Origin of the sequence: Pseudidiomarina salinarum (assembly GCF_000753715.1) — a bacterium.
Taxonomy (GTDB): Bacteria; Pseudomonadota; Gammaproteobacteria; order Enterobacterales; family Alteromonadaceae; genus Pseudidiomarina; species Pseudidiomarina salinarum.
In genome coordinates, this window is record NZ_JPER01000001.1 from 770,448 (window position 1) to 784,212 (window position 13,765).

Annotated in this window: 14 protein-coding genes; 3 read left to right on the top strand and 11 right to left on the bottom strand. The window is 53.5% G+C overall.

Annotated features, from left to right (window positions below; translation table 11 throughout):
• Window positions 1–1,047: a Glu/Leu/Phe/Val dehydrogenase dimerization domain-containing protein gene (locus IDSA_RS03690; protein ID WP_034774314.1), complete on the bottom strand. Its 1,047-nt coding sequence runs from the start codon at window positions 1,045–1,047 to the stop codon at window positions 1–3.
• Between the two features lie 220 nt (window positions 1,048–1,267).
• On the opposite strand from IDSA_RS03690, the gene IDSA_RS03695 reads away from it, so the two are divergent.
• Entirely contained in the window at window positions 1,268–1,696 is a 429-nt protein-coding gene (locus IDSA_RS03695) for a DUF4826 family protein (RefSeq protein ID WP_034774317.1), read from the top strand.
• A gap of 16 nt (window positions 1,697–1,712) precedes the next feature.
• On the opposite strand, the gene IDSA_RS03700 is transcribed toward IDSA_RS03695, so the two are convergent.
• Genes IDSA_RS03700 through IDSA_RS03720 form a run of 5 tightly spaced genes read right to left on the bottom strand, consistent with a single transcriptional unit; the run spans window position 1,713 to window position 6,665 of the window.
• Window positions 1,713–2,852, bottom strand: coding sequence for a cupin domain-containing protein (locus IDSA_RS03700; RefSeq protein WP_034774320.1), 1,140 nt, complete (start codon window positions 2,850–2,852; stop codon window positions 1,713–1,715).
• Window positions 2,849–4,222 (bottom strand): adenylosuccinate lyase, encoded by a 1,374-nt coding sequence (gene purB / locus IDSA_RS03705; RefSeq protein WP_034774999.1) that lies wholly within the window; start codon window positions 4,220–4,222, stop codon window positions 2,849–2,851. Before purB ends, IDSA_RS03700 begins: the two co-directional genes overlap by 4 nt.
• Complete coding sequence (hflD, locus tag IDSA_RS03710; RefSeq protein ID WP_034774325.1) at window positions 4,222–4,866, bottom strand: high frequency lysogenization protein HflD; 645 nt, start codon at window positions 4,864–4,866, stop codon at window positions 4,222–4,224. The genes purB and hflD overlap by 1 nt, the downstream gene beginning before the upstream one ends.
• Window positions 4,863–5,978 (bottom strand): tRNA 2-thiouridine(34) synthase MnmA, encoded by a 1,116-nt coding sequence (gene mnmA, locus IDSA_RS03715; protein WP_034774327.1) that lies wholly within the window; start codon window positions 5,976–5,978, stop codon window positions 4,863–4,865. Before mnmA ends, hflD begins: the two co-directional genes overlap by 4 nt.
• A 57-nt stretch (window positions 5,979–6,035) precedes the next feature.
• Window positions 6,036–6,665, bottom strand: coding sequence for a pseudouridine synthase (locus tag IDSA_RS03720; protein ID WP_034774329.1), 630 nt, complete (start codon window positions 6,663–6,665; stop codon window positions 6,036–6,038).
• A 184-nt stretch (window positions 6,666–6,849) separates the two neighbouring features.
• Here IDSA_RS03720 and IDSA_RS03725 point away from each other — a divergent pair, with 184 nt between their 5' ends.
• The gene (locus IDSA_RS03725; RefSeq protein ID WP_034774331.1) at window positions 6,850–7,629 is read left to right on the top strand and encodes a DUF2189 domain-containing protein; all 780 of its coding nucleotides are present in this window, start codon (window positions 6,850–6,852) and stop codon (window positions 7,627–7,629) included.
• A 23-nt stretch (window positions 7,630–7,652) separates the two neighbouring features.
• A complete protein-coding gene (locus tag IDSA_RS03730) occupies window positions 7,653–8,525 on the top strand; it encodes a glucosaminidase domain-containing protein (protein WP_084694025.1) in 873 nt (290 codons plus the stop codon).
• Here the strand turns inward: IDSA_RS03730 and ttcA are convergent.
• From ttcA to IDSA_RS03755, 5 genes are all read right to left on the bottom strand, one after another.
• On the bottom strand, window positions 8,500–9,441 hold the full coding sequence (gene ttcA, locus IDSA_RS03735; RefSeq protein WP_084694026.1) for a tRNA 2-thiocytidine(32) synthetase TtcA: 942 nt from the start codon (window positions 9,439–9,441) through the stop codon (window positions 8,500–8,502). The genes IDSA_RS03730 and ttcA overlap by 26 nt on opposite strands.
• Before the next feature lie 38 nt (window positions 9,442–9,479).
• A complete protein-coding gene (gene uspE, locus IDSA_RS03740) occupies window positions 9,480–10,409 on the bottom strand; it encodes a universal stress protein UspE (RefSeq protein WP_034774333.1) in 930 nt (309 codons plus the stop codon).
• 73 nt (window positions 10,410–10,482) lie between these two features.
• The gene (locus IDSA_RS03745; protein WP_051986101.1) at window positions 10,483–11,142 is read right to left on the bottom strand and encodes a sulfite exporter TauE/SafE family protein; all 660 of its coding nucleotides are present in this window, start codon (window positions 11,140–11,142) and stop codon (window positions 10,483–10,485) included.
• Window positions 11,132–11,332, bottom strand: a complete 201-nt coding sequence (gene ccoS, locus IDSA_RS03750; RefSeq protein ID WP_034774336.1) for a cbb3-type cytochrome oxidase assembly protein CcoS — start codon at window positions 11,330–11,332, stop codon at window positions 11,132–11,134. The genes IDSA_RS03745 and ccoS overlap by 11 nt, the downstream gene beginning before the upstream one ends.
• Complete coding sequence (locus IDSA_RS03755; protein WP_051986042.1) at window positions 11,332–13,764, bottom strand: heavy metal translocating P-type ATPase; 2,433 nt, start codon at window positions 13,762–13,764, stop codon at window positions 11,332–11,334. The genes ccoS and IDSA_RS03755 overlap by 1 nt, the downstream gene beginning before the upstream one ends.
• Window position 13,765: the final 1 nt, after the last annotated feature.

Genomic DNA, 13,765 nt, shown 5'->3' on the forward strand with positions numbered 1-13,765 from the left:
TTAAGCCTGTTTTGCTTTCGCTTTGGCGATAACTTCGCGGGCTAATTCGTCCGCAATTTCACCAGTAGGGCGATTCTCTTGTTCAGCCCGGGTAAAGATCGTATCCAGGGTATTATAGATGTCGCGAACCCGTTGATCGGTCTCGGCACGGCTCATACTGGCCGCTTCACTGCAGACATGGATAACGCCGCCGGCATTGATGACGTAATCCGGTGCGTACAGGATACCCATATCACTGACAATTTTGTCATGGGCAACAGTGGCCAGCTGGTTATTGGCACTGCCGGCGATGATTTTGGCTTTCATCTGTTCTAAAGTCGCATCATTAATGGTTGCGCCCAGTGCACATGGAGCATAGACATCGACGTCCAGGCCATAAATCTCTTCCAGGCCGACTACAGTGGCGCCTAATTCTTTTTCGGCACGTTCGCAGGCTTCTTCATTGATATCAGTTACAAACAGCCTGGCGCCTTCGTTCGCACAGTATTTAGCGAAGTCATAACCAACAGCACCCAGACCCTGAATAGCGATTTTCAGGCCCTTAAGCTCGTCGCTGCCGAACTTGTGTTTGGCGGCAATTTTCAGACCAAGGTAAGTGCCCAGCGCGGTATGCGGCGAAGGATCACCGGCTTTACCGGTGGTACCGGCTACATAGCTGGTTTCTTCGGCAACAATTTCAATATCGGTGGTACGGATATTGACGTCTTCGGCAGTAATGTAGCGTCCGCTTAACGAGTTAACGAAGCGGCCATAGGCGCGGAACAGTTCAGGGGTCTTAATTTTCTTGGCATCACCGATGATAACGGCCTTACCACCACCCAGCGGCAGACCCGCTAAAGCGCTTTTATAAGTCATGCCACGGGATAAACGGAGAACGTCGGTTAAGGCTTCAGCAGAGGATGCATAGTTCCACAACCGGGTTCCGCCTAGCGACGGGCCAAGGGTTGTATCATGAATAGCGATGATGGCTTTTAAGCCCGTTTCTTTATCGTGACAAAACACGACTTGCTCGTGTTGGTCGAATTCTTTGTGCTCAAACAGAGACATGTGCAGTGTATCCTCGTTCATACCAAAATTGCGCGCACATTAGCATTTTGCGAGTTTTTGCGCCAGTCAATATGCGAAATAAGCAGTTAACGTAAACGTAAACCGCAGCAAGCTAAGTTTACAGTATCTGGTGCTTTGCGCCCAGTTCCTTTCGTGGTTCTTTCGCGATAGTATAGAGGGCTAATCCTCATATAAAACTGACATAGGGTGTAGCAGTATTATGGCAGAACAACAGCCTCAGATGACCGAAGCCGAAGCCTCTGAGTGGGTTCGGCAGCAGTTTCAGCAAGCCAATAAGTATCTGGCTGAAAAAGGGATCCTTACGGATCGGGTATTAACCAAAGAATCGCGGTATTTAGTACCTCATGTCGCGGTCTGGAAGTTCTCGACTCAGGATAAAGTGGATGTATGGGTTGTTAACGGCGATGTTCCCAGCGATGTGGTGGGTGTGAATGCGGCGAAAACTGCGCGGGAAGCCCTTCGGCATTTCTCGCTGCAATGGCAGATTAAAGCAGACAAGATCCTGACCGATGCCAAGCTGAGTCAGGACCCTGAACAACAGAAATATGCCAAATACCTGATCCAGAGCGCGGAAAACCTGTACCAAACCACGCAAGTTGAAGATCTCTGGGCTGACCAGCAAGCTTAAAGGGCATAACCCGGAGTTAGCCAGCTTCCTGAACGAGATGGAAAACTCCGGTGTTTAGCAGGTCACACAGCAATTGTGTGGCCGCCGGCCGGCTTAGCTGCGACACTTCACAAAGCGGCTGATCCTGCCACAAGGCTGCAAGTTGCCGGGCAAAATCCATCACCTCCGAATCCACCGCATAGATTTCACCATTGGCATACAAAACCGCGTCAGGGCCTACCAGTATTCGTGCTCCCGGAGTGCGGCAGAGCAACATATCCGTACCCGAGTAAGCCAGTAATTCAGCGGCGTCAATCTCATGATCCGGCTGCGGTAACGGCCGCTTACTTTGTGACATGACCTGTAATAAAGCGGTGTCGAGCTGGGTGTCCCCGCGCAGATGGTCAAGCAGAAACTGTTTCAGATGAGTAAGCTGCGGCGCTGATACCTGCCAGGCCGGGCCATAGCTGTCGGCATGGGGATCCTGATACCGGGGGAATTGCTGCTCAGTGGCAAGCAGCATATCTGCTACCTGAGCGGCCAGTTCCGCAGTATTGGGCGCACGAAAGCCAACGGAATAGTTCAGGCTCGGCTCAAGGGCCACGCCGTGATGCGGGCAGCCCGCCGGAATATAAAGAATATCACCGGTTTCCAGTACCGCATCGATGCACGGCGTAAAGCTTTGCTGTAACTGTTTCAAATCAGGATGCGGGCGGTGTTCGGCAGCATCACTAAGCCGGTTGCCTACCTGCCAGTGGCGGCGGCCCAGCCCCTGAATGATAAACACATCGTACTGATCAAGATGCGGTCCGACGCTGCCGCCGGGCACCGCAAAACTAATCATGACGTCGTCGGTGCGCCAGTCGGGCAGAAAGCGAAACGGCTCAAGCAGTTGCTGTACCTCAGGAAACCATTCATTTACTGACTGTACCAGCAGGGTCCAGTCTTCTTCGCCAAAAGCCTCGTAGTCTTCGAATGGGCCATGGGTGACCAGCCACTGTTGCTGGCGTTGTTCGATTACCCGGGAATCAACGCCTTCTTCCAGCGCCAGCCCCGCAAGTAGTTCGGGTGCCAGCGGGTCGGCAAACTCAGGCCAGCCCTGTTTAATTAATAGCGGCTGCTGTTGCCAGTAGTCAGCAAGGAATCCGGCTATATCGAGTTGCAGTGCACTGCTCATGCGTCAAGATCATCAACGAAGCGAATGGCGTCACCGATGTAAGAAGCCGGGGTTAAGCGCTTCAGATCAGCTTTCACGGTTTCCGGCAGTTCCAGGCTATCGATAAAAGCTGCCATGGCCTGCTGATTAATGCGTTTGCCGCGTGTCAGTTCTTTAAGTTTTTCGTATGGCTTTTCAATGCCGTAGCGGCGCATGACGGTCTGCACGGGTTCGGCCAGCAGTTCCCAGTTCTGATCCAACTCGCGCGACAGGTTATCCATGTTGACTTCAAGTTTGCTGATGCCTTTGAGTGTTGCCTGGTAGGCAATCAGGGCGTAAGCAAAGCCAACGCCGATATTGCGCAGCACGGTAGAATCAGTCAGGTCACGCTGCCAGCGGCTGACCGGCAGTTTAGCGGCAAGGTGGGACATAACCGCATTAGCCAGGCCCAGATTGCCTTCGGAGTTTTCAAAATCAATCGGGTTTACTTTATGCGGCATGGTGGATGAGCCCACTTCGCCGGCCACGGTGCGCTGCTTGAAATGATTCAGCGCGATATAGCCCCAGAGGTCACGATCAAAGTCGATCACTATGGTATTGAAGCGTGCCACTGCATCAAATAATTCAGCAATGTAATCGTGGGGTTCGATCTGCGTGGTATAGGCATTCCAGCTTAAGCCCAGCGATGTGACAAAACGCTCTGATAAGGAGTGCCAGTTCACCTCAGGGTAGGCCGCCAGGTGGGCATTATAGTTACCGACCGCGCCGTTTATTTTCCCCAGCAGCGGCACCGCCTGCAACTGCTCTAACTGGCGCTGCAACCGCACATACACGTTAGCCATTTCTTTGCCCATGGTGGTCGGCGTAGCCGGCTGACCGTGGGTACGGGCCATCATAGGCACGGTCTTGTGCTCAACCGCCAGGCTCTTAACTGCGCTTGTGAGCTGCTGCATGACCGGCAACATGACATCCTGCAATGCTTCGCGCAGCATTAACGCATGAGATAAATTATTAATATCTTCAGAGGTACAGGCAAAATGAATAAATTCGCTGACCGCCGCCAGCTCGGCGTGATCTGCTACCGCCTCTTTAAGAAAGTACTCGACCGCTTTCACATCGTGATTAGTGGTGCTCTCAATGGCTTTGACCCGGGCAGCATGGGCTTCACTGAAGTCGCTGATGATCGCTTCCAGTACGGCTTCGGCGTCATCGCTGAAGGCCGGTACTTCTTTGATTTCCGGGGTCGCGGCTAATAACTGTAACCACCTCACTTCCACAATCACCCGGTTACGGATAAGGCCATATTCACTGAATATTGGCCGCAGGCTGGCGGTCTTAGTGCCGTAACGACCATCAACTGGGGATAACGCGGTAAGAGGGGATAGGTTCATCATGATTCAGGCTCCGATTGCTCACGCAGGTCGCGCAATAACTGTTGGGCAGTGCTTACCATACGCTGCCGCGAAAAGATAAATTGGCGACGTTTGCCGCCCAGCTGTCGCCATAAGACAACATTACGTATTCCTGCCAGCAGCAGGGCACGGATTTGATTCTGGATATTGGGTTGTTGCAGGTAGTCCGGCTTACCATTAATTTTGATCGGCTGCCCCAGCGGCGATATCAGTTCGCTGTATATGCCAGCCATACCCGCAGTAATAGTTTCCTGAGTAAAACTGAAATCATATTGCTGGCGGTGTAACTTAGTAATGCGTTGCCCCAGTTGTTCAAGCGCGGCAGGGCGTTTGCTGAGCCGGCGCTCCAGCGCCAGCATACCAATCATATAGCGGGTTATCTCAACGTCTTTCTGTTTACTGGCACCAATTTGATCAAGCAGATGCTCAAGCCCCCAGCGCAATGCCGGCAAATCGTTATAAACGGCGGCAAAGTTTTCGGGATTCTGATTCATGACACTGCTGAATAGTACCCGCGCATGAGCCGCATTACGCAGGCTGCCTTCGCGGGCAAGCTGCTTTACTGCAGCTGCTGATTGGGCGGCTGCTGCCAGTGCCAGTATCCGTTGTTGCAGCTGATTCACAGCAGCACCTCGTGCGAGCTCAGGCGCTGCTCAATAATACCACCGCCCAGACAGACCTCATCGAGGTAGAAGACTGCTGACTGTCCGGGGGTAACAGCAGCCACCGGCTCGTCAAAATCGACCCGGCACTGACCATCCGCCTGCGGGGTCAGCAGACACGGAATATCCTGCTGCCGATAGCGGGTTTTCACCGCGCAACGTACAGGAACCTTCGGGCCAATACGATCAACCCAATGTAACTGGCCGGCCATGAGGCCATCAGAGAAAAGCCGCGGGTGATTACTGCCCTGGGCGACGATAAGCACGTTTCTTTCCAGGTCTTTATCGACTACATACCAGGGATCGTCGCTGGCATCGGCCAAACCACCAATATGCAGGCCTTTGCGCTGGCCCAGAGTGTGATACATCAAGCCTTCATGTTCACCTAACTGCTGACCATCAACGGATTCAATTTTGCCGGGCCGGGCAGGCAGATACTGCTGCAGAAAATCTTTGAATTTACGCTCGCCGATAAAGCAAATACCGGTGGAATCTTTCTTATCGGCGGTAACCAGCCCCTGTTGCTCAGCGATGCGGCGTACTTCTGGTTTCTCCAGTTCACCGACCGGAAACAAGGTTTGCGCGACATGGGTATGAGCCAGGGTATAGAGGAAATAGCTCTGGTCTTTATTGGCATCCAGGCCACGCAGCAACTGAAACTTACCGTCATGCTCACGGCGCCGGACATAGTGGCCGGTGGCAATATAATCAGCGCCTAACGCTTCTGCAGCGAACTCGAGAAAAGCTTTAAACTTAATCTCTTTATTGCACATAATATCGGGGTTTGGGGTGCGTCCCGCCCGGTATTCGTCAAGAAAATACTCAAATACATTGTCCCAGTATTCGGCGGCAAAATTGACGGTATGCAGCTCAATGCCGAGCCGGGCGCAAACGGCTTCCGCATCGGCCAGGTCGGTCGCAGCAGCACAGTATTCCGCGGTATCGTCTTCTTCCCAGTTTTTCATAAACAGGCCTTCAACCTGATAACCCTGCTGTAAAAGCAGGTAGGCTGAAACAGACGAATCAACGCCGCCGGACATCCCGACGATAACTTTTTTATCACTATTGGACATGGGCAAAAAATGAGTCTCTTCTGACAGAAATTTGGATATAGCTAATGGCGGCGGATTTTACCACACCGGAGGCTCTTCGCGCCACTCGCCCGGTTGCAGCGAGCGCAGCAGCCAGGGCCCGACACCAGCCCGGATAAGGCGCAGAGTGGGGTAGCCAACCGCCGCTGTCATGCGCCTGACCTGACGGTTCCGTCCTTCCCTTATTTTCAGACATAACCAGGAATCGGGAACGGTCTGGCGTTCGCGTACCGGCGGGTTACGGGGCCAGAGGTTGGCCGGCTCATCCATCAGGAACGCTTCAGCCGGCGCGGTTAGTCCGTCATTAAGTTCGACACCGCTGCAAAGCGCGGCAAGCGCCGCTTTATCGGGAACACCTTCAACCTGTACCCAGTACATTTTCGGCAATTTATGGCGGGGGTCGGAAATCTTATGCTGAATAACGCCGTCATTGGTTAATACCAGCAGCCCCTCGCTGTCTTTATCGAGGCGGCCGGCGGGGTAAACGTCGTTATAAGGCACCAGCCCTTTCAGCGTCGCTTCGTCTGCTTCACCGGAAAACTGTGACAACACACCATAAGGTTTATTAAGTACAATCAAGCGAGGATTAGCTGGTCGCGGTCGCGACTCGGATACTGCTTTACGCGGGCGGCGGCGAAAAGGTTGGCCGCTAGTGGTTTTTGTCGACATGATAAAGTCCTGACCAACTTGATTATAAGGCTTGGTTTGCCGGCTATTATCGCGCTATTGTGCGTTTATTACCACATAAGTACCACACAAGTACCGCCACTGATTTTGTGATTTCGAAGCTTTGGCGGATAGTGCTAGACTAATAACACGAAATTTTTTAATTACATGGCGGAGAACAGCAAGGATGAGTGATAAGGAAAAAGTCGTTCTGGCAGCAGGAGATTTCAGTAAAGCGCTACGCGGCGAGATTAAACTGCCGGTGGGCGAGGTGCTGCAGCGAAGCTGGGAAATCACTTTGCGGGCGCTGCCGATTATGTTGGCCGGGCTGATCCTGTTAATTCTGGTCAATGCCGTTGCGACAGCGATTCTGGAAAACTGGTTCCCTGTCGACGAAACGGATCCAGAGCCGTTTAATGTGGTGATTAGCTATTTCATATCTATTGTTGTCGTGGCGCCATTCAGCGGTATTCTGATTTATCTCGGGATACTGAATGCGGGTGACATCAAGCCAGGTTTTGCTGACTTTGGCCGCGCGCTGAGCCGGGCTCCGCAAGTTATCCTGACTACTTTATATCCTGCTGTGCTGATGGGCATCGTGGTGGTACTGGCATTATTGCTGGGAGCTATCTCGCCGGCCCTGAGTATGGCCGTGATTGTCGCCGTGGGTATCTATATTCAGTTATCTTTTATTCTGGCCGTGCCCCTGGTACTTGATCGGAATATGGTGCCGCACCGCGCTTGTCTGGCTTCAATACTGATTATTAATAAGCAAATGCTGCCGGTATTTGCGGTCTATATGATTCTGTTGCTGATTGTGATTATCAGTATGCTGCCGTTGTTTCTGGGTCTCATATTTACGTTACCCATGACCTTCAACGTCACCGGCGTGATCTATAATACGCTGATTGGCGTACAACAGGATCGATTAACAGCAGCGGGCAATGATGCCGATGACGACGTCTGACGCTGCCTGAACCAGGAGAACCTATGTTGCGTGTACTCTTTTTCGCGGTGATCGTTGTGGCGGTGGCACTGGCTGTCTGGTTGCCTACGACTATTGACGTCAGAACCGATGCACAGACTCAGGCTGAGGCTTTTGCTCCTGGCCCTATACAAATGCCGGTCGTTACCCAGGTGCCTGACTTCAACGAGTATACGGATATCCGGGAAAAGAAAGAGGCGTTTTTTGGTTTTCTGGCGCCCCTGGTACAGGCTGAAAATGCCCGTATCAGGCAGGAACGACGGAAACTGGCGGCACTTTCAGAGCGCTGGAGTGAAGGCGCGCAATTATCGCCGGATGAAACCGAGTGGCTGGATCAACTGGCCGCGCGTTACCGGGTGAAATTTGATCTGGCTGAAGATTCCGAGATGTTCCGGGTGTTATTCCGCCGGGTCGATGTGGTGCCGGAAACCCTGGTACTGGTGCAGGCGGCCAACGAGTCAGCCTGGGGTACGTCACGCTTTGCGCTGGATGCCCTGAATTTCTTCGGGCAGTGGTGCTTTTCTGAAGGCTGCGGGTTAGTCCCGGAGAGTCGCATCGAAGGCGCGAGTCATGAAGTGCGGCGTTTCAGCTCAGTTAACGCCTCAGTACGAAGCTATCTGCGTAATATCAATACCCATCCCGCTTACTTGCAGTTGCGCTTATTGCGGGAGCAGCGCCGGGCCGCGGCCGCCGAGTTACGGGCAGTGGATTTAACTGCCGGCCTGCTCAGTTATTCTGAACGCGGTGAAGAGTACATAGAAGAGCTGAACTCAATGATTCGGGTTAACCGGCCGATTATCGTGGATGTTATTGAGACTAATCAGGAAACCGATCAGAATACTGGCGAGAATACTAACCAAGATTCGTCACCTGAATAACGCCATCAGCGCTGATTTTTGTTGGCTTACCTGAGCCACTCCCTGAATCACTAAAAGTGCGCTGCTGATAACTGACAAAGTCGGTGGGGATGCTGTGATCAAAGGCAGTATCCCCGTCACTATTGGCGACACCCTCAGCTTTTACCGCTTTAAAGTCAAATAGCTTGTTATCAGCCAGATGCGAAGGAACTACGTTCTGCAAGGCGGTAAGCATGCTTTCAACCCGACCCGGATACTGTTGCTCCCACTGACCTAACATTTCCTTGATCATTTTGCGCTGCAGGTTTTCCTGCGAGCCGCACAGGTTACAGGGAATAATCGGATAGCCGGCATGTTCTGCATAGCTGGCAATATCTTTCTCACGCGCATAGGCCAGCGGCCGGATCACCACATGCTGGCCATCGTCACTGACCAGCTTGGGCGGCATGGATTTGAGTTTGCCACCGTAAAACATGTTGAGCATCAGGGTTTCCAGCATGTCATCACGATGATGTCCCAGTGCGATTTTAGTCGCGCCCAGCTCGGTGGCTACCCGATACAGGATACCGCGGCGTAATCGCGAACACAGCGAGCAGGTGGTTTTACCTTCAGGTACTTTGTCTTTTACGATGCTGTAGGTGTCTTCTTCGATGATCCGAAAGTCGACGCCCTGCGCACTGAGGTACTCAGGTAGTATGTGCTCCGGAAAGCCTGGCTGCTTCTGATCAAGGTTTACGGCCACCAGTTCAAAACGGACCGGCGCCCGTTGCTGCAGTTGCCGCAGGATATCAAGCATGGTGTAGCTATCTTTACCGCCCGACAAACAGACCATGACTTTGTCGCCGTCTTCAATCATGCCGAAGTCCTGGATAGCTTGACCTACATGATGGCGCAGGCGTTTTTGCAGCTTCATAAAAGCAGAATTTTGAACCGTCATAGTGTTATGAGTACCGTCTACAGAAAAAAACGCGGCGATTATACCTTAACCGGCGACTGAAATCCTTCTGGTTTTACTGCCAGCAGATCGCAGTTCAGGCGCTCGATTACGTGCTCCGCAGTATTACCCAGCAGGGCGGCGCTGAAGCCAGTGCGGCCGATAGTGCCTAACACCACCAGCTCGGCATCAAGCTCCTCTGCAAGTTCAGGTACAACCTGCTCCGGCAGGCCTTCATGAACATGCTGGTTGGCTGAGGGGATCGAAAATTTCTCGCCGTGTTCAGCAAGCGCCTGCCGGTGGCTTTCTTTTAATGATTCACGGTAACTGCCAGTATCAAATTCCGGGATCTCAGCGGCGATAGTTACCGGGGCGCCGGGATAGGCATTAACCAGATGTACGTCACTTTGCAGCCAGCCGGCAAACTCCTGTGCCGCTTCGGTGATGCGCTGATTCAGCGACTGATGATGCTCCTGCTCGCCGGTGGTATGGATGGCCGCCAGAATCTTGCCATGTTCAGGCCAGTCATGTTCTTTTACCAGTAATACCAGGCAGGGCGCTTTGCGCAGCAGATGCCAGTCGGTGGGAGTGAAAAACAGATTAGCAATACCTTCGCGTTGGTGCGTCGCTTTGATAATGACATCGTAGTCGCCCTTGATGGCGGTTTCGATAATGGCCTCGAAGGGACGGTTATGCCAGACCACCTCAATCCGGATATCAATATCGCGGGTGTTGTAGTCTTCCAGTAAATCATCAATCCAGACTTTGCGGTCATTGATGAGGCTGTCACGCATGGTGTCGCGCTCTTCCGCGGCCAGCATGGTGGTCATCTCATAGGAGAAATCATAGATAGAAAGTAGCAGAGTAAGCTTAGCCCCGCTAAGCCGTGCCAGATGCAGAGCCCGGTTCAGAGCCTTTTGCTGCTGACTGTCGGCGTCGAGCACAGCCAGAATTTTATTCACGCAACCCATATCCACCTCGTTAACGACTAACCTGTTAGTCAGTCTAGCTAATTCCCGGCCAAAGTGATAACTATTGCGTGCTTCAGGAAAAAAGTGGTAACTGGCGTAGCGCTATTATTGCCACCCAGATGGCATAGATAATCAGGACGCAGCCCATCAGCTGGCGAAATCCCTGGGATTGCAGGAAGCTTTGCAGCGCTCGGCTGAACCAGCCAAAGGCGAACATGGCAGGCAGGGTGCCCAGCCCAAATAACGCCATGTACAGTGCGCCGTTACCAGCTGAACCGCTAACAGCTGCCCAGCTCAGCGCGCTGTAAACCAGTCCGCAGGGCAGCCAGCCCCAGAGCATGCCGGCGACTGCGGTAGCGGGGAGACTGCGGGTTGCCCGAAATTTGACCGCAAGGGGCTGTATGGCACGCCACAACGGCCGGCCGAGCCGCTCGATACGCTGCAGGCCAAGCCACCAACCACCAAAATATAAGCCCAGGCAGAACAGCAGCAACGCTGCCAGCAGGCGCAGGTAAACAAAGCCATCAGGGGTTACCTGGCTAATGCTGGCAGCAGCGGCGCCGATCAGCGCGCCGGCGATGGTGTAGGAGCTGATGCGCCCGAGATTATAAATGAGCAGCCGCGTTACCGAAGCTTGTTGGCCTAAGGCGCCGGCCAGCCCACCACACATCATCAGGCAATGGCCGGAGCCGGCCAATCCCATGAGCAAGGCGGCCAGCGCATCAATCGGCATCAGCATCCCGCTTGTCATCTGCTGGTTTTTTGTCAGAAGCTGCTTTGGGATCATCGTCGTCGAGCAGTACATTCATGCCCTGGCGTTCGAGATCCTCAAACTGATCACTGCGGACCGCCCAGAAGAACACCCCGACAGCAATGATGACGAATAACACAGCGATAGGAATCAGAATATAAAGACTATCCATCAGCGGTATAACCTCAGCGAGTTGGCCAGCACAATAAGTGAACTGAGTGACATCCCGATGGCCGCAATGTAGGGGGTCACAAAACCGGCCATCGCAATAGGAAGAATACCGATATTGTAGACCAATGCCCAGATGATGTTCTGCCGCAGAATCCCGCGACTACGCAGCGCCACCTGCCGGAACTCAAGCACAGCGCCAAAATTGTTGCGCATCAGCATAACATCCGCAGTAACCCGGGCTAAATCGGCAGCATGACCAAAGGTCACCGAAATATCGGCCTGGGCCAGCACCGGGCCGTCATTAATGCCATCACCGATCATCATCACCGGATGCTGCTGTTGTGCCGCGCTCACCACACTGAGTTTGGTATCCGGAAGGCTATCCGCATAAACTTTGGTAATGCCCAGTTGTTCGGCCACCGGTTGCGCCAGTTCCGCGCGATCACCGGTTAGCATAATGACTTCAATACCGGCCTGCTGCAGCTGTTCAATGCTGGCTTTGGCGTCAATGCGAATTTGATCGCCGACATGGTATTCGGCCAGCGGTTCTTGTTCAGTGGCTACAAAAATTTGGCTGGCGGCCACTGCGGGCGTGAATTCAGGGTGCCATTGGCGGATAAAGGACAAACTGCCTACGCGGACATGAAGTGATTCGTCTGAATGCGACCAGATCCCACTCAAGCCCTGGCCCGGGTGATTCACCACGGCACTAACGCTGGCAGGGGTGGCCGTCAGTTGTCGCAACGGCTGGGCCAATGGGTGTTCCGAGTGATGCTCAAGCGCCTGCACCAGGGCCCGGATTGCGTCCTGCTTGTAGCGGCCACTGATAATATGTTCATGCTGTAGTGAGAATTCGCCCGTAGTCAGGGTGCCGGTTTTATCAACGAATACCGTTTTGATGTCCTGAATTGTATTAAGTACATCGGCATTACGCAGCACCACGCCGCGGGTATTAAGGTTATGGATAGCACCGGTTACCGCCGTTGGCGCGGCTAAGGCCAAAGCGCAGGGGCAGGTTGCAACCAGTACCGCCAGGGTAACCCAGAACGCTTGCTGCGGATCAATAAAGGACCACACCAGAAAAGTTATCGCCGCGACTATAAGCAGTCTGATAACAAAGGTGCTGGCAAGCTTTTCAGCCGCCTGCGCCAGCCGTGGTTTGCGCGATAGCGCCAGATCTTTGAGCGCGACGATACTGGCCAGCACGGTTTCCTGTTGTGCTGCGGTAACTTCAATGCGCAGCGGCTGCTGTTGATTAATACTACCGGCTAAAACCGTTGTACCTGCAGGTTTTTGTACCGGCCGGCTTTCGCCGGTCAGTACGGCTTCATTTAAGGTCGCCGGTTGGTCTAGCAGAATGCCATCAGCGGGCAGAGTCGCGCCTGGCGCCACTCTGATTATTTGTCCCGGGCTGAGGTCGCTGACCGGCACCGTTTCGATATCGCCGCCGGCGGTTTCGCGTTGCGCCAGGGCGGGCACCAGTTTGATTAAATTGGTAGCGGCGCTGATGGCTTTTTGCCTGGCAAGTAGTTCGAGGTAGCGGCCGATCAGAAGTAAAAAGGTAAACATACTGACCGATTCAAAATAGACTTCGCCATGACCAATGAAGGTGGCATAAGCGCTTGCGCCATAGGCACCCAGCAGGGCGATACTGACCGGTACATCCATGTTCGGGCGCTGGGCCTGAATGCTGCGCATGGCACTGATATAAAATGGCTGAGCGCTGTAGAGCAGAACCGGTGTCGCGACCACCAGGCTTATCCACCACATAAACTGCCTTAAGCTATCATCCAGATCGCTGACCACACCAAAGTACAGGCCAACGGCAATCATCATCACCTGCATAGTGGCAAGGCCGGCAAGCCCTAAGCGTCTGACATAGTAGCGGCGGCGCCGTTTGAAATCCTGCTCCTGCGTGGCCGACTCGAATGGTAAGGCCCGGTAGCCAAGGCCAGCAATAGCCTGCAGGATTTGACTGAGCTTGATCTGGTCGGCATACCAGCTGATATAGACGCGCTCAGTGGTGGCATTCACTTTGACACTGCCGACGCCGGCCAGCCACTGAACATGATGTTCGATAAGCCAGGCACAGGCAGAACAAGTCATGCCTTCAACCGAGAGGGTCAGCTCACGTTGACGGCCCTGATCGGTGGTGCGGGTAAACTGGGCCTGCAGACGCTCATCGTCATAAGCCTGCAACTGTTGAAGCTCTTCGGGCAGCAGCGGAATTTGTAACGGGTTGGTGGTATCCCGGTAAACGTAGAAATGCAGCAACTTTTGTTCGTTTATGGTCTGGGCTACGGCCTGGCAGCCATAGCAGCATACGGCTACGTCCTGATTGGCCAGCCGGGCACTATAGCCGCCATCGGCGGGCAGCGCCTGTAAGCAGTGGAAACAGGTTCCGGCCGGAACCTCAGGAAGCTTGATAGCCATT